Genomic DNA, 23,025 nt, shown 5'->3' with positions numbered 1-23,025 from the left:
GGCCTGCCGCCCCGCCGCCACAGCCGCGCCTCAGCCGTCGTCGCCCGCATCCTCGTCGCCGGGCACGAAAGCCAGCAGATCGCCCGGCTGGCAGTCGAGCGCGCGGCACAGGCCGGCCAGCGTGTCGAACCTGACCCCCTTTACCTTGCCCGATTTGAGCAGTGACAGGTTGGTCTCGGCAATGCCAATCGCGGCGGCGACGTCTTTTGCCTTGGCCTTGCGGCGCGCGAGCATGACATCGAGCGTGACGATAATGGGCATGGCGGATCAGACGATCTGGTCATGGTCCGCCTTGACGGCGGCGGCATGGTCGAAAACCGGCGCAAGGCTGCGCAGCGCCAGCCCAATCGCGGCAAGGACGATGGGCAGCGCCCATCCCGGCTGAAGGCCGCTGCCGGCCTCGCCGATAATCACGGCCGTCACCGCCGCCGCGACGATCCATTCGCCGCTGCGCCGCACGCCCCGGGTCGTGTCCGCACTCAGCGTCTCGCCCGTTGCCAGATGCGCAAACAGCCGCCGGCTCTGCCACAATGCGATCAGCAGGAAGATCGCCGGCAGCACCGGCACGACCGCATCCTGGAACGGTGCCCAGACGCCGGGCTCACGCAGATAAAGCCCCGCACCAAGCCGCTTGAGCGGCCGATACAGCCCCTCGGCGAACACGGACAGGCCGGCAAACAGCAGCAACAGGTCGAGCAGGCCGGTCATCCGGCGGAACCCGTCCGGAGCGGGATGTGAATTGAGAGCGAGCATATCGGATTCCTCGTAAAATATATTACGTAAAACATAAACAACATGATTCCACTCGTCAAGTCCATGGGTGCGAACACTGCTGCGCGTCCGGAACTGTGTCACGGTGCTGTCATGTCGCCGACGCAACGCCGCTTCCGGCCTTGTGAACGCTGGCCGGGCTGGGGGCGGGGATTGGCTGGTCATGGATGCGACGCCTGAACTGATCATCGTGCTGATGGGCGCGGGCGGCGGCGGGCTGAGCCTGGCGCTGGTCATGGCGCGGCTGATCGGTCCGGCGGGCCGCCAGCGACGCGGGCCGCTGCTGGCGCTGGCGGCTTTGCTGCTGGTGTTCACGCTCGATCTGGTCGATTCCGCGCTCGCGCTTGCCAGCCCCGCCCGCCATGCCGCGGTCGCCGGCTATGTGCTGCTGGTCTGGCCGCTGTTTGCGCTGGCGCCCTGGCTGTATGTGCGCAGCGCGACGCTGGTCCCCGGTGCATTGCGCTGGCGGTCGCTGCGCGTGCCGATGCTGTTCTGGGCGCTCGGCATGGCGGCATTGGTGCCGTTGCTGCGGCTGGACGGGGCGGTGCGCCACGACCTGCTGGTCCATGGCCGGTTGCCGGCTGCGGCGGACGGGCTGTTGCCGGCGATTGCCGGGCTGACGCTGTTCGTGCTCGGCTGGCTGGCGGCGCTGGCCGTGTCGGCGGTGGCGACCATCCGGCGGCTGGCCGCGCATCGCCGGCTGATGCGGGCGCTGCTGTCCAACACCAGCGGGGTCGAGCTGCGCTGGCTCGACGGGTTTCTGCTGTTCCTGCTGGCAGCGTTCGCGGTCGAGCTGGGCGACAGCCTGCTTGCGCTGTTTGCCGACTGGTCGTTGCTCGGCGACGACATGGCGGCGCTGGTCGAAGTCGCCATTCTGATCGGCCTTGCCCTGTTCGGCCTGCAACAGGGCGATCCGGTGCCGGTCTGGGCGCGCGAGCTGCTGCCCGCACCTGCCGCCCCCGAGGACGAGCCGGTCGCGGCCGCTGATGCCGGGGCCTATGCCCGGTCGGGGCTGGACGAAGACAGCTGCGCCCGCATCCTCGACCGGCTGGACGCGGTGATGGCGGCCGAGCGGCCCTGGGCAGACCCGTTTCTGACGCTGAAAACGCTTGCCGATCGCTGCGGCGTCAAACCCCATTATCTCAGCCAGGCGCTCAACATGCGCGGCGGCACCAGTTTTTACGATTACGTCAATCGCTGGCGGGTCGAGGCCGCGTGTCGCGCGCTCGCCGCCAGCGAGGACAATGTCCTCGCGATTGCCGAACAGGTCGGTTTCAACGCCAAATCGACGTTCAACGCCGCCTTTCGCCGCATAACCGGGGAAACCCCTTCCGCCTATCGCCGCCAGGCGCGCTGACGGGACGCGGCCGGGGGCTGGCGTCCGCGTCCGGGCCGATCGGCGCGGACCTGTGCGGCGTCCACGCCGATGGGGCTGGACGACATGGGCGCGGCCGTGCGGGCAGGGCGGTCCGGTCAGCAACCACCGGATCTGTCCCACATGTTTTCTGCTACCTCCATTTATTGCCTGCCTGCCCCCGCCATCGCCGTCCGCCGTGCCGCCTTGCTGGGTGCGGCGATGCTGGCCCTGCCATTTGCCGCGCCTGTCGCCGCCGCCGGGCCGGCGGGCGGGGCGCTCTATGTGTTCGGGGATTCGGATTCGGATCAGGGCAATCTTGCCCGGCTGCGCGGCGAGCGGGCGGCCGACCGGCCCGGCTATTTCTGCCCGGACGATCTGTGCCGCGATTCGAACGGCCCGGTCTGGGCCGAACGGCTGGGGCGGCCGGTCGCAGCGCTGCTCGCGGGCCCGCCAGTGGCGGGGCGCGGGGTCAGCTTTGCGGTGTCGGGCGCGCACATGACCGCGCGTGGCGAGCCCGATGTCCCGCCGAGCGGCGTTGCCGTGCAAATCGACCAGTTTGCCGCGCTGGTCGCTCAGGGACGCATCCGCCCGGCCCCGGCAGACCTGTTCGTCATCCAGGCGGGCACCAATGATTTGCTGCGTCTGGCCGAGGGCGATGCGCCGGAGGCGATTGGCGGCGACATTGTCACGGCGGCATCGGATCATGTCCGCCGGCTGGCCGGGCTGGGCGCGCGCACCGTGCTGGTCGCCGAGGTCGCGCCGGTCCAGTATCTGCCGATGGTCGCGGGGGCGGAGCTTGCGCCGCTGCGCACCGCGCTCACCACCATCGTCGGCGGCGTCAATGATGCGCTTGTCACCACGCTGGCCGATCTGCGCCCCGGCCTGCCTGCCGGCACCAATCTGGTGCTGATCCGCCAGCAGGCGTTTTTCGACTGGCTGGCGGCCAATCACGGCGCGCTCGGCCTCGCCCCGCTCGACCGGGCCTGTGTCGATGCCGATGGGCGGCTGTGCGCGCCCGACGCCGCCGCGCAGAACCGGTTCGTCTGGTTCGACAGCAACCATCTGAGCGGCAGCGGCCATCAGCTTTACGCCCGCTGGGTCGGCGCGACGCTGGACGGGGCCTCGGGCGCTGCCGCCGCCCAGACGGCGCAGCTGCCCCATCTCGCGCTCGCCCAGGCAGCGCGGCTGCGCGGGCTGGCGGATGCCGCACGCAGCGCGGGGACTGGCCCGGCGGACGGCATCCGCCTGTTCGCCGCGCCACTGCATGAGCGCGGGCGCTTTGCCGGCCCGGGCGGCGACGCGCGCAGCCGCACCCGGACCGATGGCGGCCTGATCGGGCTTGGCGGGCGGTTCGGCGCGGCCGAGGCCGGGCTGTCGGTCGCATGGACCCGCGCCCGGACCGCCTTTGCCGATGGCGGTGCCGCACGGGCGCGGACCCTGTCGGTGACCGGCTTTGCCGGCATCGACCTGCCGGTCGGGATGGTCGAAGCCGGCTTCACCTATGGCGCGCCGCGCCTGACCGATCTGCGCCGGCAGACCGGCCTGCCCGGCCTTGTCGCGCAGGGGCGCACGCGCGGCCGCCATCTTGCGGCGATGATCGGCTATGCTAACCGCATCGCCGCCGGGCCGTTCACGGCCGAGGTGCGCAGCCGGCTGGTCTATGAACGCATCCGGCTGGACGGGTTTGCCGAAGACGGGGCGGAGGGCCTCGCGCTCATCTATGACCGGCAGCGGCTCGCCCGCACCGGGCTTGAGTCGCGGATGGAGGCGGCGTGGCGCATCGCCGGCGGGGAGGGCGGCGGCCTGTCGGTCGCCCCGTTTGTCGAAGCGGACAGCCGGGTCAATGTTGCCGGCGGGCGGCAGACGCTGCTGTCGCAGCTGGCGGGCAATATCGCCCTGCCCGCGCAGACGGTGGCACGGGATTCGGCGCGCGACACCGTCGATCTGGGCGGCGGCATCCGGCTGGGCAGCCGCGCGGGTTTCGATCTGACGGCCCGCCATGTCCGCACGGTCGCCGGCCCGGCCCGGGGTAGCAGCCTTTGGTCGCTGGCCCTTGCCATGCGTTTCTAGAGCATTTTCAAGCCGGGCTGAATCGCCCGGCGACTCGGAAAATGCGGCAAATCAAACGCCTGGAGCGGCCTATCCGATGCAATCGGATCGAAAACCGCTCCAGAGTGTTTTCGGCCTGTGCTGGATCATCCCGCGTCCAGGACACATGCAACAAGCCGGGCTGGCTGGCTGTTGCCGGCCTGTGCCCTGCCGGATTTCGAAGGGAGGGTGCCGGGCGATCCCGCCCGGCGCCGAAAAACCTCTCAAGGATTGGGTGGCTGGCCGGCAGCGCCTGTCGCACGCAGGCACAGAACCACCAGCACGGTGAGGGCGAGGGCCGATTCCAGCACCGCGAAATAGCCCGATCCGATCAGGCCGAACCCCTGAAGAGCCAGCGGCTGCAGCGGCAATGCCAGCACGCTCGACACGATATTGGCGCTCATCGACCAGCCGGCATGGCCAAGCGCGATCAGCGCGGAGCTGAGCTGGGGGGCGGCCAGCATGATCAGCCGGGCCGCCAGCAGCCAGACGGCAAGCGCCGCTGCGCCGGCAAACGCCTCCCCGCCCAGCAGCACCACCACGTCGCGCGAAAAACCGGCGATGAGGATGACCAGCGGCAGTGCGGCCAGCATCGACAGGCCGATGCTGGTGAACAGCGCGCGGCGCAGTGGTGCGCCGCGGCCGCCATTGGCGATCAGATGGGCAAACTCGGTATAGGCGGCCTGCGCCAGAATCTGCGCGGGCTGGGCGATGATGACGGTGGCGCGCTGGGCGACCGAAAACAGCCCCGCCGCCGCCGGACCGAGGATCCAGCCCACCGCCAGCAGCGCGATGCGCGGCGACAGCTCGGCAAAGGTCGCATCGGCATTGGCGAACAGCATGAACCGCAACAGCCCGGGATTTTCCGCGCCGATGGCGGGCGCATCGGCCGGCGGAGCCTGGAACAGGCGGGCGCCGGGATCATGCTGCCGCGCGACCAGCCAGCCCATGATCCACAGGCTGGCGGATTCGGCGATCGATGCCAGCAGCCAGACGATGATGAACCCCGTCAGCCCCATGCCGAGCAGCGTCACGCCGACCGCGCCGACCAGCCGGCACAGCGGCATCACCGCATGGTGCAGGCCGAGCAGCTTGAACTGCCTGAGCAGCTGGAGATAGCCCGCCGGGGTGGTGCGCACCGCCATCACGATGGCGAGGCTGTAGGGCACGACATAATCGAGCGCCGCGCCGCCAATGCCCAGCCGGGGGGCGATCACCGGTGCCAGCACCATCCCCGCCGCGATGGCGACCGCGCCCGCGCCAAGCTCAAGCAAGGCGGTGAAGCGCATCAGCCGCCACAGCCGCGGCCGGTCGTCCTCCGCCAGTGCCGGTGCGCCATAACGCACGATCGCATGCCAGCCCGGAAAGCTGATGATGCCCCCCACCGCCAGCGCATAGCCATGGACAAGGATCAGGATGCCGTAATCCTTCGGCCCCAGCGCGCGGGCGGCGATGACCAGATAGGCGAGGCTGCAAATGCCGGCGATCGCCTTGCCGCCGAGCAGCAGGCCCAGATTGGCATAGATCCGGCCCACGACCCCGCGCGGGCGCGCGGTGTCCGTCATGCGTAAAGCGCCGTGATCGCGCGCGCCGCGCGCATGGCCGAGGGCTCGCCGGTCAGATCGAAGGTATAGGCGAACAGCTGCTCCTGCACGGCGCGGTAGCGGGCCTGATGGCTGGCAATGGCGTCATCGATGCGCGCGTCGAGATCGCCGACATCATCCAGCACCGGTCCCGCCCGCCAATGGGCGTAATTGGGGTCGCCGTCATGATCGACATGATGGGCATTGAGGAACAGGCACGGGCGGGGTTCGCGCAGAAACTCGTAAACCTGGCTGCTGACATCGCCCAGATAGATGTCGGCCGCGCGGGTATAGGTCATGTCGGTGAGCGCGCGGCTGGCGGTGTCGACATGGATGTTGGGCGCGGCCAGCCAGCGCGGATCGATCCGGCCGGGCCGGTCGATCCGCAGCCTGTCGATGGTGACGACGAACCGCCGGTGGAACAGCATGATGTGCGGCGCGAAGATCAGATTGTAGCGCCGGCTGGCGACGAAATGGTCCAGCACCGCCCGGCCCATCCGGTACCAGGACGACAGATGCGGCGACAGATGCGGGTTGTAGAGGATCGTCGGCCGCCCGTTCGCCTGCATGGGCAGGGTCGGCCGGTCGCCCCCCAATGTGTCGAACTTGGCATAGCCGGTGATGGTGATGTTCGCCGGATCGACCCCGGCTTCGGCGACCAGCCGGTCGCGGATCTTGGGCCCGGCGGCAAGGATGTGGTCGAACAGGGCCGCCGACGCGCCAAAGCCGATGGCGCGATCCCCCGCGCCATGATCGGCCAGCACCATCTTGAGCGCGTGCAGCCCGTAACGCTGCTTGAGCAGCAGCGAGGTCCGCTCGGTCACCACCAGCACGTCGAGGCTGCGGAACAGGTCGAGATTGTCGCGGTAGATGACGATCTTCCGCGCCGGCACGATCCCGCCGAGCAGCCTTTCCGCGAGGCGTGAACTGCCGCGCCGCACATCAAGCCGGACCAGCGTGAGCCGGGCCAGCCGCTCCGGCCCTGCCAGCCGCGTGATTTCCGCAACGATGGCATCGCTGCTGGCGGCGACCAGCACCTCATGGCCAAGATCCGCCAGCGCCAGCGCGATCGGCAGGCTGTGGGCGATCTGGTGAATCTGATCGTGGTTGCAGAGAAAGCCTATGCGCACGGTGCCGTTGCCATCACTGCCCTGTGTCCTGCCCGGTTCAGGCCTGTTGCCTTTGCCGTCACCTGCGGCTCACGTCCAGTTCAGCACCGGCCAGCGCCTGCGCGTCGCCAGCGCCCTGAGCTTGGCGGACGGGTTGACCGCCACGGGTTCGTCCGACCATTCGAATGTCGGCCTGTCCGACACATGGTCGGAAAAGAACCGCAGATGCACGTCGCCGCGTGCAAGGCCTTGCGCCTCCAGATGGCGCTCGACCATTTCGCGCTTGGCTTCGCCATAGCAATTGTCGCCATCGATTGCCGGGGTCAGCTGGTCATCGTGCCAGGTCGAACGGGTGCACACCAGCTCGTCGATGCCCAGCCGCCGTGCCAGCGCCTCGACGTAAAAGCCGTTGGCCGCGGTCGCCAGCAACACCCGCCGCCCCTCGGCGCGCTCGGCCGCGATGCGCTGCCGGCCTTCGGCGAAAAAGCCGTTGCGGTCCAGCCGGTCGGCAAAGCGCTCGGCCAGCGCGTGCACGGTCTGGCGCGGCACCGCCCGGCCGATCAGCAGCGCATGTTCGATCTCCTTCAGCCGCGCCCGGCTGACCAGCTTTGCCAGATAGGCCAGCATCGCCATGACGACGAGCGGGGACAGCACCAGACGCCAGCGCGCATGGTGCCATGCCATGAACAGCAGCAGCGCCGTATAGGTCGGCTGGCGGGTCAATGTCCGGTCGAGATCGAAGATCGAGATTTTGGCCGGCGCGCGATCCCCCGACGGGGTGGTCGCCGCCCCGGCAGCGCGCGCCTTCAGGATCGCATCCGCCTGCCAATAGTCCGACCATTTGTCGACATCGATGCCGGCATCGGGATCGGCCAGCGCCACCAGCTGCGCCGACAGGCCCAGCCGCCCGCCGGCCAGCGCGATGCCCTCGGGGCCGGACACGCGGCGGGTCAGCGCCTTGAACGCGAGCCTTGGCCCGAAATGCAGGAACAGGCGCAACGCCTTTTTCCGATCCTGTTCGGCCAGCGTCCACAGCTGCAACGCGTTCCAGGTGACGGGCGAGTTGAGCGCGAACAGATTGGCCCCGGTATAGCCATCGTCGCTGAACCGGAGCCAGGTGCGCTCCGCCTCCGGATAGCGCGCCAGCATCGTCGTGCGGGCGACCATGCCGACCGACAGGTCATGGGTCGACGCCCTGACCAGAAAATCGTCGACCATCTGCGTGGTGAGCAGCGGATGATCGGCGGTGGTGATCATGATCGGCCAGGGAAGCGCCGCGCGCCCCGCCAGCGCCATGATGTTGCGCGAGATGCCGGCCTGACCCGAGACCAGCGTGATGCGCGGCTCGTTCAGGACATGCGCGAGTGCGGGATCGTCGAGAAGAGTGTCGTCCTGCGCGATGATGACGATCCGGCCGACATGGCGCGACTGGAGCAGCGCCTCCACCACCCATGCGATCATCGGGCGGCCGTTGATCGGAATCAGTGCCTTGGATGCGCGGCGGAACCCGCGCGCCAGCGGGTCGATGCCCGGACGTTGCCCTGCGAGCAGGGCGACGGACCAGATCTGGTTCTGCCCCGAACTCATACTGCCTTTCGCCGTGCGGATCGAACGTGAAGCAAGGACGCGTCACCCAAGGTTGCGCTGGCCGACCGCGACGGATCGCGGCGCCCGATCCCTGAACCCGATATCATTCCGGCAATGCTTTGCAAGGCAGGCAAATCCCGGGTCCGGCAGCGACCGGAACGGGGCAGGGCAGGCGCGAATGCCGGGTGGTGCCACCGGCTGTTCACGCGGCGCGTGTGCGGCGCTGCGCCATGTTCACCGAGGAAAGTTGGTCGGGGAGAGAGGATTCGAACCTCCGGCCCCTGCCTCCCGAAGACAGTGCTCTACCAGGCTGAGCTACTCCCCGACCGGACCGGGCGGCGGACCGCCCCGGAGGCAAGGAGGGTGCCCTTAACGGGGGTTTGCGCGGGGATCAAGGGCGTCATGCGAACTTTCCGTCGCCGCGCCCAAGAAAGCGGCGCGGGGGCCGATGGAGGCGGGCGGGCGCCCCATGGTCGAGACGCCCGCCGCCGATCCGTGCCGGCCCCTGCCCAGGGTTCAGTGCGCTTTGGGGTTCAGCGCGCCTTGGGGGCGGCGGCTGCGGCGTTTTCGGGCAGGCCGCCCAGCTCGGTCACCAGCTTGGTATAGGCGTCGAGATAGGCGAGCACGATCACCTGGCCGATTTCGGTGTTCTGATAACCGCCGCCGGCCGCGCCCGCGAATCCGCCCCAGAACGCTCCGCCGCCGGCACCGAAACTGAGATCGGATTTGCGCGCATAGCCCTCAACCAGCGCTTCTTCCTCGGTGGTGCGCGCGTTGACGACCGACAGGGTGACATTGGCCTCGCTCTTGCGGACCGAAATCCCGCCCAGCAGCCCGCCGACCGCCCGTCCGCCGAGCAGCCCGCCGATCGCGCCGAGCGCGCCGCCGCCGCCCGAGTTGCGGTTGGAGCTGACAATGTCGGGCTGGAGGAAATAATCCGCCGCCTTCACCTGACCGCGCCCGAGATTCGATCCGGCCTGCAACTCGCCGGCATCGGCCATCGCGCGTTCCATGTTGCGGCTGGCCATGCTGCGCCCGCGATTGACGAGGGTGAAGCAGCCCGAACGCTGGACGAAGATCTTGATGATCGCCTCGGGGCTGCCGAGATTGAGTTCGCGCCACCACTGATTGTCCGGCTCGACGATCGCGATCGTGCCGAGCTTTTTGGTGCACACCGGGATTTCGGCGGTCTGCTTGGTCTGCATCTGCCGCGCCGACGAGCCCTTGGTGTCCTTCTTGTCGACCGCAAGCGCCGGCCCGGCCGCCAGCAGCGCCATTGCCGCCGCCGTCATCGTCATCAACTTCACCACGTCATTCCTCCCTTTCGCCCCTCAGACGTTGAACCTCGTCCTGTCGAACCCGGTCATGCCGGCACCGCTGCCGCCCGGTCGGCGCGTGGCGCGGACCCGCAGGCTGATCATCCGGTGGCGACCCCCTGTTGTTGCGCCCACGGCATAGCGCAAAGCGTCTGCCGCCGCACCGGCTTTTCCCGGGCTTTGGCAAGCGCGTCAGGCAATGCTAGGGGCGCGGGATGACCGACCTCGACAAGATCCGCAATTTCTCGATCATCGCCCATATCGACCATGGCAAGTCGACCCTTGCCGACCGGCTGATCCAACGCACCGGCGGGCTGACCGAGCGCGAAATGTCGGCGCAGGTGCTCGACAATATGGACATCGAGAAAGAGCGCGGGATCACGATCAAGGCGCAGACGGTGCGGCTGGACTGGAATGGCTATGTCCTCAACCTGATGGACACGCCGGGCCATGTCGATTTCGCCTATGAGGTGTCGCGCAGCCTGGCGGCGTGCGAGGGCGCGCTGCTGGTCGTCGATGCCGCGCAGGGCGTCGAGGCGCAGACGCTTGCCAATGTCTATCAGTCGATCGAGCATGATCATGAGATCGTGCCGGTCATCAACAAGATCGACCTCCCCGCCGCCGAGCCGGAAAAGGTCCGCGCCGAGATCGAGGAGATTATCGGCCTCGACGCGTCCGAGGCGGTGCTCGCCAGCGCCAAGTCGGGCATCGGCATTGACGAGGTGCTCGATGCGATCGTCAAGAAGATCCCGCCGCCCAAGGGCGATGCCACCGCGCCGCTGCAGGCGATGCTGGTCGACAGCTGGTATGACCCCTATCTGGGCGTCGTCATCCTTGTCCGCGTGGTCGATGGCGTCCTGAAAAAGGGCCAGCAGATCAAGTTCATGCAGGCCGGGACCACGCATCTGGTCGACCGGGTGGGCGTGTTCCGCCCCAAGATCGAGCATATGCCCGAACTCGGGCCGGGCGAGGTCGGCTTCATCACCGCGCAGATCAAGGATGTCAGCCAGGCGATGGTCGGCGACACCATCACCGACGCCAAAAAGCCTGCCGCCCAGCCGCTGCCGGGCTTCAAGGAGGTGCAGCCGGTGGTGTTTTGCGGGCTGTTCCCGGTCGATGCCAACGACTTTGAAAAGCTGCGCGAATCGATTTCCAAGCTGCGGCTGAACGATGCGTCGTTCAGCTTCGAGATGGAAACATCGGCCGCGCTCGGCTTCGGCTTTCGCTGCGGGTTTCTGGGGCTGCTGCACCTCGAGATCATTCAGGAGCGGCTGACCCGCGAATATGATCTCGACCTCATCACCACCGCGCCGAGCGTCGTCTACAAGCTCACCCTCACCAAGGCGGCGGGCGAGGCCGAGGGGCGGCAGATCGAGCTGCACAACCCCGCCGACATGCCCGATCCCAACCGCATCGCCGAGATCGAGGAGCCGTGGATCGAGGCGGTGATCTATGTCCCCGACGAATATCTGGGCGCGATCCTCAAGCTGTGTCAGGACCGGCGCGGCATCCAGAAGAACCTGACCTATGTCGGCGGCCGCGCGCAGCTGACCTATGAGCTGCCGCTCAACGAAGTCGTGTTCGATTTCTACGACCGGCTGAAATCGATCAGCCGCGGCTATGCCAGCTTCGATTACGAACAGATCGGCTACCGGCCGGGCGACCTCGTCAAGATGTCGCTCCTCGTCAATGCCGAGCCGGTCGATGCGCTGTCGATGATCGTCCACCGCAGCGCCGCCGAGGCGCGCGGCCGCCATATGTGCGAGCGGCTGAAGGATCTGATCCCGCGCCATCTGTTCAAGATTCCGATCCAGGCGGCGATCGGCGGCAAGGTGATCGCGCGCGAGACGATCGCCGCGCTGCGCAAGGACGTGACCGCCAAATGCTATGGCGGCGACATTACCCGCAAGCGCAAGCTTCTGGAAAAGCAGAAGGAAGGCAAGAAGCGCATGCGCGAATATGGCAGCGTCCAGATTCCGCAGGAAGCGTTCATCGCCGCGCTGCGCATGGGCGACGAGGGCTAGAGCGGTTTCCGATCCGATTGCATCGGATCGGCCGCTCTAGGCCTTTGATTTGGCGCATTTTCCGAGTCGCCGGGTGATCCAACCCGGCTTGAAAATGCTCTGGGGAATGTTCCAGCCGGGCTGACCGGCCCGGCGCTTCAGGCCGACGATGGAGCGGGGCGGGGCGAACCCCGGCCCCGGTCAGGGCACCGGGCTGGGTTGCGGCGCGCCGCCGCCGTCGCGGCGCTGGCGCAGCACGCGCAGATAGGTGTCGACCAGCGCCTGATTGACCTGATCCCAGCCCGACTGGGCGGCGCGGGCCAGACCCGCCTGACCGGCGGCGATGCGCGCCTCGGGATCGGCCAGATATTCGCCCAGCGCATCGGCAAACGCCTCGATCGCGCCGGGGCGGACCAGCCGGCCGGTCACGCCATCGGCCACCAGGCTTTCGCTGCCGGTCGCGCGCGCGGCGATCACCGGAATGCCGCAGGCCATCGCTTCCTGCGTCACATTGCCGAACGTCTCGGTGACGCTGGGGTTGAACAGCATGTCCATCGATGCGACCGCGCGGCCCAGATCGGCCCCGCCCTGAAAGCCGGCAAACACCGCCTGAGGCAGCCGGCGTTCGAACCAGTCGCGCGCCGGGCCGTCGCCCACCACCAGCACCTTGTGGCGCAGCTGGCGGCGCTCCAGCGCGTCGATCGTGTCGGAAAACACGTCGAGGCCCTTTTCCATCACCAGCCGGCCGAGAAAGCCGATCACGACATCGTCATCGGCGATCCCCAGCGCCTGCCGCCATTGCGGATCGCGGCGGCCGGGATGGAAGATGTCGCGGTCCACCCCCCGGCTCCAGATGCCGACATCATAGCTCATCCGCTGGCCGCGCAGGCACTGCGCCATCGAATCCGACGGCGCGACAATCGCGTCGCAGCGGCGGTAGAAACGGCGCAGCACCGCCTCGACCGCCGGTTCCATGAAGGCGAGGCCGTAATAGCGCGGATAGGTCTCGAACCGCGTATGCACCGAGGCGACGACCGCCAGATCACGGCGGCGCGCATAAGCGAGTGCGCGGTGCCCGAGAATATCGGGGGCGGACAGATGGATCAGGTTGGGCGCGAAATCGTCGAGATCGCGCCGCGCCGCCGCCGGCAGGCCGAGCGCGATCCGGTATTCGCCGCGCCCCGGCACCGGGACCGAGGCGACGCCGACCAGATCGCCGGTCGGCGGGAAGGCCGGCGTGTCGACCACCGGGGCATAGACGCGCACCTGCGCGCCCTGGCGCAGCAGATAGCCGACCAGCCGGTTGAGTGCCTGATTCGCCCCGTCGCGGACGTAATTGTAGTTTCCGCTAAACAAAGCGATGCGAAGGTCGGTGGCATTCATCCCCGCGCTGCTAGCGGGACCGGGAGAAAAAGTCACATGCCCTTCACCGCCGGCCTTTCGTTTCGCGCCGCCCTTGCCATTCTGGCGGCCATGACCGCGCTTATGCCTCCCGCCGCCGCCGCGCCCGTTCCCGCATCCGCCCGCCCGGTGGTGATCGCCCATCGCGGCGCGAGCGGCGAGCGGCCCGAACATACGCTCGCCGCCTATCAGCGCGCGATCGAACAGGGCGCCGATTTCATCGAGCCGGATCTGGTGATGACGCGGGACGGCGTGCTGGTCGCGCGCCACGAAAACGAGATTTCGGGCACCACCGATGTCGCCGAACGCCCCGAATTCGCCGCCCGCCGCACGACCCGGCGGATCGACGGGGTGGAAATGACCGGCTGGTTCACCGAAGATTTCACTCTTGCCGAGCTGAAGACGCTGCACGCGCGCGAACGGCTGCCCCGGCTCAGGCCCGGCAACACCGCCTATGCCGATGAACGCATCCCGACCTTTGCCGAGGTGGTGGCGCTGGCGCGCGCGCGCGGCGTCGGTGTTTATCCGGAGACCAAGCATCCGTCCTATTTCCGCGCCATCGGCCTGCCGCTCGAGCCGGCGATGCTCAAGGTGCTGGCCGATCATGGCTGGACGCGGGCGGGCGACCCGGTGTTCATCCAGAGCTTCGAGGTTGAAAATCTGAAGATGCTTAAGGGGATGACGGCGCTGCGCCTTGTCCAGCTGGTCGCCGGGGCGGGCGGGCCGCCCGACCGGCCGGGCGTCACCTATGCGGAGATGCTGACGCCGGCGGGGCTGAAGGAGATTGCCGGCTATGCCGCCGGCATCGGGCCGGAAAAGACGCTGGTGGTGCCGCGCGATGCTGGTGGCCGCTCGCTGCCGCCGACCCGGCTGGTCGCCGATGCCCATGCCGCCGGGCTGGTCGTCCATCCCTGGACGTTCCGGGCGGAAAACATGTTCCTCGCCGCCGAACTGCGCAGCGGCGATGCGGGCGGGGCGCATGGCCGGCTGGCCGAGGAGCTGGCGCAGTTTCTGGCCGCCGGGGTCGACGGCCTGTTCAGCGATTATCCGGCAGCCGCGGTGGCGGCTGTCGCAGCCGGGCGCTGACCGCGAAAAGGGCGAAGGCCGTCCCCGGGTGCAAGGGGGGAAAGGAACGGCCTTCGCCCAGCCATGGATCCGTCCGGTTCCTTGCCTTTGCGGCGGTTGACGGGGCCGGCGGATGAGACGGGACGGGCCGTGTCAGGGGGACGGCCCCTCCCGGTCTTGCCGCGCGGGGCGGGCGGCGGACGTCCGCCCGGCCCGCGCGGAAGCATGTGCGGTTTACGGCAGGACGACCGCGTCGATCACATGGATGACGCCGTTCGACTGCATCACATCGGCCTGGGTGACATGGGCCATGCCGCCCTTCTGGTCGGTCAGCATCACCGTGTCGCCCATCAGCGTCGCGGTGAGCGTGCCGCCATTGAGCGTCTTGACGACGGCCTTGCCGCCACCGGCCTTGATCTTGCCGACCAGATCGGCGGCGGTCACGCGGCCGGGGACGACATGATAGGTGAGCACACCGGTCAGCGCGGCCTTGTTTTCCGGCTTGAGCAGCGTTTCGACGGTGCCGGCCGGCAGCTTGGCAAAGGCGGCGTTGACGGGCGCGAACACGGTCAGCGGGCCGGGGCCCTTCAGCGCATCGACCAGGCCGGCCGCCGAAACCGCGGCGATCAGCGTGGTGTGATCCTTGGAGTTGACGGCATTTTCGGCGATCGTCTTGTTCGGATACATCGGCGCACCGCCCACGATGGGCGCGGTGTCGGCGGCGATGGCCGCACCGGCGGCGGCGAACAGGACAGCGGCGGTCGCCGCCTTCAGCATCAGCTTCATGTCAAATCCCTTTCTGGTTGTGGCCCCGTCAGGGGTTCGGGGCCACGCAGCCAGCTACGCATGGGCGGGGGCGGCGGATGCAGCGTGTCGCCAACGGCTGGTCGCTGATCGGCAACGTCTGGTCGGGATGGGGCGCGCGGAGGTGGCGTTCAGGTCGCCGCACCGGGAGTTGTTAGCTGAGAAGAACGGCACCGGGAGTTGTTAGCTGGGAAGAACGGCACCGGCCCGCGCGTTTTTGTTTGCGTCGCGGCACCAGCCCGCACCCCCTCCCGGCCTCCCATAATATACTGCCGTTGGGAGGCCGGGTGGGGGTGTGGGCCGGTGCCGCCCGCGCGCCGTCAGGCGCGCAACAGACAACCCCGCCCGTGCGGCGAAAGCCGCACCACAAGCAACGGTGAGCCGCACCACAATCACCACCCCCGCTCAGACCGCGCGCATTTCTCCCGCCATCACCACCGGGCCGCTGGGGCGGCCGCCGGGCGCGCCGCCCGGGGGTTCAAGGGTGATCGCCAGCCTGACGCCCGCGCCCAGCATCCGGCGTTCGGCCGGCGCGATCACCATCGTCGCGGCGCTCTTGTCGGGGATGACGCCCAGCGAGCGCGGCTTGCCGTCGGCGGGGATCACCCACAGCTCCGCCGCCTTGCCGCCCGCATCCATGCCGGTCGGCAGCACGGTCATCCGTCCCTCGCGCCCGTCAAAGGTGATGGCGACCAGCCCGGTGCCGCCGGCGCGCGCGGCGGGGGTGAGGGCGGCGACCATGATCGGCGCGGCGTCCTCGGCCCCGGTCTTGGGTCCGGTGGCAGCCGGGGGGGCGGACGCCGTCTGGGCGGTCGGGGCGGGCACCGGGGTCACCGGGCGCAGCACGATCACCGCCAGAAAGCTCGCGGCCAGTGCCGCCAAGGCATAGGTGGCCATCCGCCAGATGCGCGGGCCGTCGGTCCGCGCCGGGCGCGCGGCGGGCGCAGGGGGCGGCAGGCTTTCGGCGATGCGCGCCCACAGCTCGGTCGGCGGGGCCTTTTCGGGCGCGCCCATCATCGGCAGCAGCCGCGCGCGCCAGCGGTCGACCGCCAGCGCAAACCCGGCATCGCCATCGACCCGCGCCGTCGCGTCGCTCAGGCCCAGCGCGTGTTCGGCGGCCAGCAGATCATCCTCGTCGTTCACCGGCTCAGACACTCACGCAGCTTCAGCAGAGCGCGGCGGATCCGGCTCTTGACCGTGCCGAGCGGTTCGGACGACCGCTGGGCGAGTTCGGGATAGCTGGCCCCTTCCAGAAACGCGGCGCGGATCAGCCCCGCCTCGCGCCCCGGCAGATCGCCCAGACAGGCATGCAGCCGCGCGCCGTCTTCGGCCATTTCGGCCAGCGCCGCGGCATCGGGGGCGGGATCGGCGACGTCGAATGCGTCCTCGATCGGCGCCATGATCGCCCCGCCGCGCGCACGCAGCCGGTCGATCGCGCTGTTGCGTGCGATCGCCGCCAGCCAGGTGATCGGGCTGGCGCGGCTGGGGTCGAAGCGGTCGGCCCGCCGCCAGATGTTCAGATAGGCGTGCTGCAACGCCTCCTCCGCGTCATGGCCTTCGCCCAAGATACGGCAGCAGATCCCGTAAAGTTTCGCTGAACTGCGCTGATAGACTTCGTAAAAAGCGCGCCGGTCGCCCTCCGCCGCGCGGGCAAGCGCCGCCGACAGGCGTTCGCGGGCCTCGTCGGCACCCGTGCGGTAAGACGGTTTGACCAGTTCCAATCGCTGCTCCGCCGCCCCCAAGGTCGCGCCCGCGCGCAGCACTGGCGAGTCGCGCTGCACTGGTCGCCAAGCTAATCGATCCGCCCCGTTCTGCAATGGCCGGTCGCGTGGCGGCGGGGACATTTCCCACCGCGCGCAAACGCTTTATGGCCGCCCCGCACGGCGCGGGGCCGGGCCGGGGAGGGACAGGATGCAGATCGTCATTGTCGGGGCAGGGCTGGCCGGGCTGGCCGCCGCCGATGCGCTGGCCGGCGCCGGCCACCGGGTGCGGCTGATCGACAAGGCGCGCGGGCCGGGCGGGCGGATGTCGACCCGGCGGGCCGAAACCCCGCTGGGGCCGGTGCAGTTCGATCATGGCGCGCAATATTTCACCGCCCGCACCCCCGATTTCGCCGCGCAGGTCGGGGCATGGGCAGCCGCCGGCATCGTCGCGCCCTGGCCGGCGGCGGGGGCGGATGCCTTTGTCGGCGTGCCGGGGATGAACGCGCCGGTGCGCGCGCTCGCCGCCGGGCATGATGTGATCTGGTCGGCGCGCGCCGAGGCGCTGGTGCGCACCGCGGCGGGCTGGCGCGTGACCGGCGATGCCGGTGGCGCGGCGCTCGACCTTGCCGCCGATGCGGTGCTGGTCGCGGTGCCCGCCGAGCAGCAGGCGGCGCTGGTCGGCCCGCATGATCCGGCGCTGGCCGCCCCGGCGATGGCCAGCCGTTCCGCCCCATGCTGGACGGTGATGGCGGCCTTTGCCGCGCCGGTGGCCGCCCCCGACAGCTGGCGCGGGGGTGGAGCCGGTGCGGTGATCGGCTGGGCCGCGCGCAACTCGGCCAAGCCGGGGCGCACGGGGCCGGAGGCGTTCGTCATCCAGGCCAGCCCCGAATGGTCGGTCGCGCATCTGGAGGAGCCGGCCGAGACGGTCGCCGCCACGCTGATCGACGCGTTCGGCATGGCGATCGGCACGGCTTTGCCAGCGCCGGCTTATGTCACCGCGCATCGCTGGCGCTATGCGATGGCGGCGCGGCCGCCCGAACCCGGCCCGGCGGCTTTGTGGAACCCCGCGCTGCGGATCGGCGTGTGCGGCGACTGGCTGGTCGGGCCGCGCGTCGAGAGTGCCTATGTTTCGGGGCGGGCGCTGGCGGCGCTGATCGGCGGCGATCATGGTTGAGCCGCGCCGCGCCGCCGGGCTGGCCCGGATCGCCGCCTTCGCGCCCGTGATGGGCGAGGTCTATGCCGACCGGCGCAACCATGATCTTGGTCCGGTGGCGGGCGATGCGCTCGCCCGGCCCAATGTGTCGGGCCTGTCGCCCTGGCTGCGCCACCGGCTGGTGCATGAGCGCGAGGTGATCGCCGCCGCCACCGCCGATCATGGCGGCGCGGCGGAGAAATTCGTGCAGGAGGTGCTGTGGCGCGGCTATTTTCGCGGCTGGCTGGAACAGCGGCCGAGCGTCTGGCGCGCCTATGTGGCGGAGCGCGATGCCGCGCTTGCCCGGATCGAGGACAATGCCGGGCTGCGCCGCGCCTATGACGCGGCGGTGGCGGGGCGGACGGGCATTGACTGTTTCGACGCCTGGATCGCCGAGCTGACCGCCCATGGCTGGCTGCATAACCATGCGCGGATGTGGTTTGCGAGCATCTGGATCTTCACGCTGCGCCTGCCCTGGCAGCTGGGGGCCGATCTGTTCATGCGCCATCTGCTCGACGGCGATGCGGCGTCGAACACCCTGTCCTGGCGCTGGGTGGCCGGGCTGCACACGCGCGGCAAGGCCTATGCAGCGCGGGCCGAGAATATCCGCCGCTATACGGCCGGGCGGTTCGATCCGCACGGGCTGGTCGAGGATGTCGTCCCGCTTGAAGAGGCGGCCGAACATCCGCTGGTGCCGCTGCCCGCACCCGGCGGGGCGGTGGCGGCCGGCCATGCGCTGGTCGTGCATGACGGCGAAGGTCTGGCGCTTGCGCCCGACCTTGCCCATCCGCCCGCGCTGGTGATCGGCCTGTCGGCCCCCGATGCGCGCAGCCCGGGCGGCGTCGCGCCGGCGGTTGGCGATTTTGCCCGGGGGGCGGTGGCCGACATGCTCGAGCGCGCGGCAGCACGCTGGGGCTGCCCGACTGCGATGGTTACAACGCCGGCGGACCTCGCCGCTGCCGCCGCCGGGCGGCCGCTGACCGCATTCCGCCTGCCGACGGGGCCGGAGGCCGATCTCTGGGGCGACGCTCTGGCCGGGGCGGCGCTCGTCGATGATCCTTATGACTGGGCGGTCTGGCCGCTCGCCACCGCCGGCTTTTTCAAGGTCAAGCAAAAGGCCCCGCGCGCGCTCGCACCCCTTGGCCTCGATCTGGGCTGATGTCCCCCGAAATGGTGCCAAAAGGACACATGATATTCTATATCATTGATATTCAATAAGTTAATACTTGATTTACCATAAGGCTCAGTCAGCATCCTCCCGCGCGGGCTGTGGGGTAGCAGCCCGCCCAGAAAAAAGGGGAGTATTGCGTGAGCAGATTGATCATCGCCGCCATGGGCGGCGTGGCGCTTGGCGCCCTGACCATGCCGTCGGCGGCGCAGGCGCAGCTCGGCCATGTCCACACGGCCACCTGCAACCACCAGTTCGTCGAGGATAACGGGACCTACAACCCGAACAGCCTCAACAGCTTCTCCGTCCAGTCCAGCAATGGCGGCGGCGGCATGACCATCATCCTCAACGATCTGGGCGGCGTGGGCGAAGGCACCCAGGCGCGCGCGGCGTTCGAGGCGGCGGCCCGTTACTGGACCAGCCTGTTCAACGACAACATCACCATCCGGCTCGATGTGCGCTTCTCGCAGCTCGGGACCGGCATTCTCGGCTCGACGGGTTCGACCACCAACACCGTCGGCTATTCGGCGGTGCGTCAGGCGCTGATCGCCGATGCCAAATCGACCTTCGACCAGGTCGCGGTCGCCTCGCTTGCCGAAGGGCCGCTGACCTTCGCGTCGAACGAACCGGCCGGCCAGCCGATCAACCGCGAGACCCGCGTGCTTGATGCCAACAACTCGTTCGACAACAACAATCTGAACGTGAACACCGCGCAGATGAAGGCGATGGGCCTCGCCCCCGTCTATGCGGCCAACAATCCCAATGGACGCGACGGCAGTGTCAGCTTCTCGACCCTGTTCGACTGGGATTTCGATCCGACCGACGGCATTGATGCGGGCAAGATCGATTTCGTCGGCGTGGCCGCGCACGAAATCGGCCATGCGCTCGGCTTCCGCTCGGGCGTCGACACCGCCGATGTGAACGCGCTGCCGGGCGTCGCCCTGCCGGGCCGCACCGGCCTCAACAACATCGCCTGGGGCACGGTGCACGACCTGTTCCGCTACGGCACGCTCGATGGCCAGACGGTGCGTGACTGGACCGTCGCCGGCGCGCCCTGCTATTCGATCGATGGCGGGCAGAATTGTCTCGCGCTGATGTCGACCGGGCGCACGGTGGGCGATGGCCGCCAGGCCAGCCACTGGAAGGACGATGCCCTGCTCAACATCTCGCCGCCGATCGGGATCATGGACCCGACGGCGACCGGACCGGGTGGCGGCCGTCCGTTCCAGCAGGTCTCGCTGTTCGACATCATCGCGTTCGATGCGATGGGCTATGACCTGGCCGCGGTGCCTGAGCCGCAGACCTGGGCGATGATGATCCTCGGCTTCGGCTTTGTCGGGGCTGCCGTGCGCCGCCGCGTCCGGGTCGGCGTCCGCTTCGCCTGATTGCTCCGGGGGGAGGGGGTGCTGGCCGATCCGGGCTGGCACCCGACCCCGCCGGGCCAGTCGGCATCTGGATCAGGCATGAAAACGCCGCGCGGCCCGATGGTTGCGCGGCGTTTTTGTTTTTCCGGCGCGGCGGCTGGCCGGCTTATGACCTGAAGGCTTGAGTATTTTTAAGGCGGGCAGACTCACCCGGCGCCTCGGAAAATGAGGTAAATCAAAAGCCTGGAGCGGCCGATCCGATGCAGCCGGATCGGAACCGCTGTCGGCGGCGCGGCCGGAGCGCTGCGCTTCCCCGGCCCGAGCCGGCTTATTCCTGCCGGTCTGACCTGCGCGCCTTGTGTCCGCGCGCTTCGGCCAGATTGAGCCCGGCGATGACAAGCAAAAGAACGACGATCACGCCCCCCAATATTTCCATGCTTCCCCCCGTTTTGTGCCAAGAGGTTTGCATGAAAAAACGCGATGGGGAAGCGGCGGATTGAAATGCCGTGCGCTCAGCCCCAGCGATGATTGCCGAACAGCATCACCGGCCGGCCGATATGCGGTTCGCGCGTTTTGGGCGGGACATCGGCAATCTTGCGCGGCCCGCGCCACAGCTCGGCTCCGTGCGCGTTGGTCATGGTTCTTGCCTTGCGCAGCGCGCACAGATCATCGGCGGCGGCATAATCCTCGGGCACCACCAGCTGCCCGTCCGAACCCAGATGGTAGAAACGATACCAGGCCATGGTCGGTCGCTCCCCTGCAGGGGGCCGGCGGCGGGATCGCCCCGGCGGGGATCGACGCACAGCCCCCGGCCGTGGTTCCCGCCGGCGCTCCGGTTGCCGGGTCAGCCGCTGTTGCGCAGCGCGGTGGCGATGGCGTTGATCGACAGCTGGATGCCCTCGGCAATGCGCGGATCGGTTTCGCCGGCGCGGTGGCGCTTGAGCAGCTCGATCTGGAGCAGGTTGAGCGGCTCGATATAAGGCAGGCGCAGCCGGATCGACGCATCGAGCTTGGGATTGCGCGCGAGCAGCCGGGGCTGATCGGTGACGTCGAGCAGCGCGTCGCGGGTCGCAAACCACGCATCGCGGATGCGGCCGAAGATCCGCTCCGCCGCCGCGTGGTCGCCGACCAGCCCGGCATAGCGCGCCGCAATCCCCATGTCCGATTTGGCGAGCACCATTTCGAGATTGGCGAGCGTTGTCGCCATGAACGGCCACGCTGTCGCCATGTCGCGCAGAAGTGATTTATCTTCAATGTCTTGCAGTGCATGACCGACGCCGAACCAGCCCGGCAGCATCACCCGCGCCTGCGCCCAGCTGAACACCCAGGGGATGGCGCGCAGATCCTCGATCCGGTCGGATGCGGTGCGGCTGGCGGGGCGCGAGCCGATCTTGAGCGTGGCGATTTCGGCGACCGGTGTCATCTGCCGGAAGAAGCTGCGGAAATCGCCATCGTCGTAAACCAGCCCGCGATAGGCGGCAAAGGCGGTGCGCGACATGGTCGTCATCGCACCCGCAAAGCGGCGGCGGTCGGCCGCCGACAACTCCTCGGGCGCGAGCGATGTCAGCACGGTCGCCGCCGCCATCGCCTCCAGATTGGCGGCGGCGCTTTCGGCCGTGCCATATTTGGCGGCGATCACCTCGCCCTGTTCGGTGATGCGGATCCGCCCCTGCACGGTGCCGGGGGCCTGGCCGCGAATCGCGGCGAAGGACGATCCGCCGCCGCGCCCCACCGCGCCGCCCCGGCCATGGAACAGCCGCATGCCGATCCCGGCTTCGGCAAACACCGCGCACAGCGCCTCGCTCGCCTCGTGGAGCGACCAGACCGAGGTCAGATAACCGCCATCCTTGTTGCTGTCCGAATAGCCGAGCATCACCTCCTGAAAGCCGCGCGCCCGCGCCGCCGCGCCGACCGGGGGTAGCGCCAGCCATGCGCGCATGATCGCGGGGGCCGCCTCAAGGTCGGCGATGGTCTCGAACAGCGGCACCGCCATCACCGCCGGCTGCGCGCCGGGCGCGGCCAGCCCGGCTTCCTTCAGCAGCAATTGCGCCTCGAGCAGGTCGGAGACCGAACGGGTCATCGACACGATGCAGTTTTCAACCGCCGCCAGCCCGTGGCGGCGATGCGCGGCCGCCGCCGCGTCGAACACCGCCAGCTCCTTGACGGTTTCGTCCGAATATTGCGCAAAGGGCGAGCGGAGCGGGCGGGGCGAGGCCAGTTCACGGGTGAGGAGCGCGATGCGCGCCGCTTCATCCAGCGCCAGATAATCGGCCTCGACCCCGGCTGCGGCCAGCAGCTCGGCGACCACGCGTTCATGCACGGCGCTGTTCTGGCGCAGGTCGAGCGTTGCCAGATGAAAGCCGAACGTCTCGACCGCGCGGATCAGCCGGGCGAGCGCGCCGCCCCCGGCCAGCGGCCCGCCGCCCGCGCCCAGCGACCGGGCGATGGCGACCAGATCGGCGCGCAGCGCATCGGGATCGGGATAGGGCGGGGCGGCCAGCGCCGTCGCGCGCG

18 protein-coding genes, 1 tRNA gene and 2 pseudogenes are annotated in these 23,025 nt (G+C 69.1%); 8 read left to right on the top strand and 13 right to left on the bottom strand.

Going from position 1 to position 23,025, the window contains the following annotated elements:
- Window positions 1–30: 30 nt before the first annotated feature.
- Both OPU66_RS10450 and OPU66_RS10445 read right to left on the bottom strand, forming a co-directional pair.
- Window positions 31–261 carry a helix-turn-helix domain-containing protein gene (locus OPU66_RS10450; RefSeq protein WP_498553576.1) on the bottom strand — a complete coding sequence of 77 codons (231 nt, stop codon included), beginning with the start codon at window positions 259–261 and terminating at the stop codon, window positions 31–33.
- Between the two features lie 6 nt (window positions 262–267).
- Complete coding sequence (locus OPU66_RS10445; protein WP_498553575.1) at window positions 268–753, bottom strand: hypothetical protein; 486 nt, start codon at window positions 751–753, stop codon at window positions 268–270.
- A gap of 181 nt (window positions 754–934) precedes the next feature.
- On the opposite strand from OPU66_RS10445, the gene OPU66_RS10440 reads away from it, so the two are divergent.
- Complete coding sequence (locus tag OPU66_RS10440) at window positions 935–2,128, top strand: helix-turn-helix domain-containing protein (protein WP_498553574.1); 1,194 nt, start codon at window positions 935–937, stop codon at window positions 2,126–2,128.
- Between the two features lie 141 nt (window positions 2,129–2,269).
- On the top strand, window positions 2,270–4,198 hold the full coding sequence (locus tag OPU66_RS10435; RefSeq protein WP_498553573.1) for an SGNH/GDSL hydrolase family protein: 1,929 nt from the start codon (window positions 2,270–2,272) through the stop codon (window positions 4,196–4,198).
- Window positions 4,199–4,440: 242 nt separating this feature from the next.
- Here the strand turns inward: OPU66_RS10435 and OPU66_RS10430 are convergent, their stop codons facing one another.
- The 5 genes from OPU66_RS10430 to OPU66_RS10410 all read right to left on the bottom strand — a co-directional run bounded on the left by OPU66_RS10430 (window position 4,441) and on the right by OPU66_RS10410 (window position 9,787).
- Window positions 4,441–5,781, bottom strand: a complete 1,341-nt coding sequence (locus OPU66_RS10430; protein ID WP_498553572.1) for a lipopolysaccharide biosynthesis protein — start codon at window positions 5,779–5,781, stop codon at window positions 4,441–4,443.
- The gene (locus OPU66_RS10425; protein WP_498553571.1) at window positions 5,778–6,929 is read right to left on the bottom strand and encodes a CDP-glycerol glycerophosphotransferase family protein; all 1,152 of its coding nucleotides are present in this window, start codon (window positions 6,927–6,929) and stop codon (window positions 5,778–5,780) included. The genes OPU66_RS10430 and OPU66_RS10425 overlap by 4 nt, the downstream gene beginning before the upstream one ends.
- Window positions 6,930–6,998: 69 nt before the next feature.
- Window positions 6,999–8,495 carry an HAD-IB family hydrolase gene (locus OPU66_RS10420; RefSeq protein ID WP_498553570.1) on the bottom strand — a complete coding sequence of 499 codons (1,497 nt, stop codon included), beginning with the start codon at window positions 8,493–8,495 and terminating at the stop codon, window positions 6,999–7,001.
- A 248-nt stretch (window positions 8,496–8,743) separates the two neighbouring features.
- Window positions 8,744–8,820: transfer RNA gene (locus OPU66_RS10415), tRNA-Pro, on the bottom strand.
- 208 nt (window positions 8,821–9,028) lie between these two features.
- On the bottom strand, window positions 9,029–9,787 hold the full coding sequence (locus OPU66_RS10410; RefSeq protein WP_498553588.1) for a CsgG/HfaB family protein: 759 nt from the start codon (window positions 9,785–9,787) through the stop codon (window positions 9,029–9,031).
- Between the two features lie 239 nt (window positions 9,788–10,026).
- Between OPU66_RS10410 and lepA the strand changes: the two genes are divergently transcribed.
- Window positions 10,027–11,835 carry a translation elongation factor 4 gene (gene lepA, locus OPU66_RS10405; RefSeq protein ID WP_498553569.1) on the top strand — a complete coding sequence of 603 codons (1,809 nt, stop codon included), beginning with the start codon at window positions 10,027–10,029 and terminating at the stop codon, window positions 11,833–11,835.
- A 180-nt stretch (window positions 11,836–12,015) separates the two neighbouring features.
- On the opposite strand, the gene OPU66_RS10400 is transcribed toward lepA, so the two are convergent.
- The gene (locus OPU66_RS10400; protein WP_498553568.1) at window positions 12,016–13,197 is read right to left on the bottom strand and encodes a glycosyltransferase family 4 protein; all 1,182 of its coding nucleotides are present in this window, start codon (window positions 13,195–13,197) and stop codon (window positions 12,016–12,018) included.
- A 90-nt stretch (window positions 13,198–13,287) separates the two neighbouring features.
- On the opposite strand from OPU66_RS10400, the gene OPU66_RS10395 reads away from it, so the two are divergent.
- On the top strand, window positions 13,288–14,301 hold the full coding sequence (locus tag OPU66_RS10395; RefSeq protein ID WP_498553566.1) for a glycerophosphodiester phosphodiesterase: 1,014 nt from the start codon (window positions 13,288–13,290) through the stop codon (window positions 14,299–14,301).
- A 213-nt stretch (window positions 14,302–14,514) separates the two neighbouring features.
- Here the strand turns inward: OPU66_RS10395 and OPU66_RS10390 are convergent, their stop codons facing one another.
- The 3 genes from OPU66_RS10390 to OPU66_RS10380 all read right to left on the bottom strand — a co-directional run bounded on the left by OPU66_RS10390 (window position 14,515) and on the right by OPU66_RS10380 (window position 16,865).
- Window positions 14,515–15,066: a fasciclin domain-containing protein gene (locus tag OPU66_RS10390; RefSeq protein ID WP_498553565.1), complete on the bottom strand. Its 552-nt coding sequence runs from the start codon at window positions 15,064–15,066 to the stop codon at window positions 14,515–14,517.
- A gap of 423 nt (window positions 15,067–15,489) precedes the next feature.
- A complete protein-coding gene (locus tag OPU66_RS10385) occupies window positions 15,490–16,239 on the bottom strand; it encodes an anti-sigma factor (RefSeq protein WP_498553564.1) in 750 nt (249 codons plus the stop codon).
- Window positions 16,224–16,865, bottom strand: coding sequence for a sigma-70 family RNA polymerase sigma factor (locus OPU66_RS10380; RefSeq protein WP_498553563.1), 642 nt, complete (start codon window positions 16,863–16,865; stop codon window positions 16,224–16,226). Before OPU66_RS10380 ends, OPU66_RS10385 begins: the two co-directional genes overlap by 16 nt.
- Window positions 16,866–16,995: 130 nt before the next feature.
- Here OPU66_RS10380 and OPU66_RS10375 point away from each other — a divergent pair, with 130 nt between their 5' ends.
- The 4 genes and pseudogenes from OPU66_RS10375 to OPU66_RS10360 all read left to right on the top strand — a co-directional run.
- Window positions 16,996–17,961, top strand: coding sequence for an NAD(P)/FAD-dependent oxidoreductase (locus OPU66_RS10375; protein ID WP_498553562.1), 966 nt, complete (start codon window positions 16,996–16,998; stop codon window positions 17,959–17,961).
- Entirely contained in the window at window positions 17,954–19,138 is a 1,185-nt protein-coding gene (locus OPU66_RS10370) for an FAD-binding domain-containing protein (RefSeq protein WP_498553561.1), read from the top strand. Before OPU66_RS10375 ends, OPU66_RS10370 begins: the two co-directional genes overlap by 8 nt.
- 173 nt (window positions 19,139–19,311) lie before the next feature.
- A pseudogene (locus tag OPU66_RS10365) lies at window positions 19,312–20,412 on the top strand (NF038122 family metalloprotease); the annotation flags it as partial.
- Window positions 20,413–20,424: 12 nt separating this feature from the next.
- Window positions 20,425–20,532, top strand: a pseudogene (locus tag OPU66_RS10360) (PEPxxWA-CTERM sorting domain-containing protein); the annotation flags it as partial.
- 491 nt (window positions 20,533–21,023) lie between these two features.
- On the opposite strand, the gene OPU66_RS10355 reads toward OPU66_RS10360, so the two are convergent.
- Window positions 21,024–21,254, bottom strand: coding sequence for a hypothetical protein (locus OPU66_RS10355; protein WP_498553559.1), 231 nt, complete (start codon window positions 21,252–21,254; stop codon window positions 21,024–21,026).
- A gap of 101 nt (window positions 21,255–21,355) precedes the next feature.
- Window positions 21,356–23,025 (bottom strand): phosphoenolpyruvate carboxylase (locus OPU66_RS10350; protein ID WP_498553558.1); only part of this gene is annotated, 1,670 nt, incomplete at its 5' end.

The organism is Sphingomonas sp. URJC2 (assembly GCF_059803575.1).
This window is presented reverse-complemented; position numbering and strand designations above follow the sequence as displayed.

Bases quoted from the DNA above. Each gene is read 5' to 3' on its own strand.
- OPU66_RS10450 (WP_498553576.1), bottom strand. From the start codon at position 261: ATGCCCATTATCGTCACGCTCGATGTCATGCTCGCGCGCCGCAAGGCC.
- OPU66_RS10445 (WP_498553575.1), bottom strand. From the start codon at position 753: ATGCTCGCTCTCAATTCACATCCCGCTCCGGACGGGTTCCGCCGGATG.
- OPU66_RS10440 (WP_498553574.1), top strand. From the start codon at position 935: ATGGATGCGACGCCTGAACTGATCATCGTGCTGATGGGCGCGGGCGGC.
- OPU66_RS10435 (WP_498553573.1), top strand. From the start codon at position 2,270: ATGTTTTCTGCTACCTCCATTTATTGCCTGCCTGCCCCCGCCATCGCC.
- OPU66_RS10430 (WP_498553572.1), bottom strand. From the start codon at position 5,781: ATGACGGACACCGCGCGCCCGCGCGGGGTCGTGGGCCGGATCTATGCC.
- OPU66_RS10420 (WP_498553570.1), bottom strand. From the start codon at position 8,495: ATGAGTTCGGGGCAGAACCAGATCTGGTCCGTCGCCCTGCTCGCAGGG.
- OPU66_RS10410 (WP_498553588.1), bottom strand. From the start codon at position 9,787: ATGACGGCGGCGGCAATGGCGCTGCTGGCGGCCGGGCCGGCGCTTGCG.
- lepA (WP_498553569.1), top strand. From the start codon at position 10,027: ATGACCGACCTCGACAAGATCCGCAATTTCTCGATCATCGCCCATATC.
- OPU66_RS10400 (WP_498553568.1), bottom strand. From the start codon at position 13,197: ATGAATGCCACCGACCTTCGCATCGCTTTGTTTAGCGGAAACTACAAT.
- OPU66_RS10395 (WP_498553566.1), top strand. From the start codon at position 13,288: ATGACCGCGCTTATGCCTCCCGCCGCCGCCGCGCCCGTTCCCGCATCC.
- OPU66_RS10390 (WP_498553565.1), bottom strand. From the start codon at position 15,066: ATGAAGCTGATGCTGAAGGCGGCGACCGCCGCTGTCCTGTTCGCCGCC.
- OPU66_RS10375 (WP_498553562.1), top strand. From the start codon at position 16,996: ATGCAGATCGTCATTGTCGGGGCAGGGCTGGCCGGGCTGGCCGCCGCC.
- OPU66_RS10370 (WP_498553561.1), top strand. From the start codon at position 17,954: ATGGTTGAGCCGCGCCGCGCCGCCGGGCTGGCCCGGATCGCCGCCTTC.
- OPU66_RS10355 (WP_498553559.1), bottom strand. From the start codon at position 21,254: ATGGCCTGGTATCGTTTCTACCATCTGGGTTCGGACGGGCAGCTGGTG.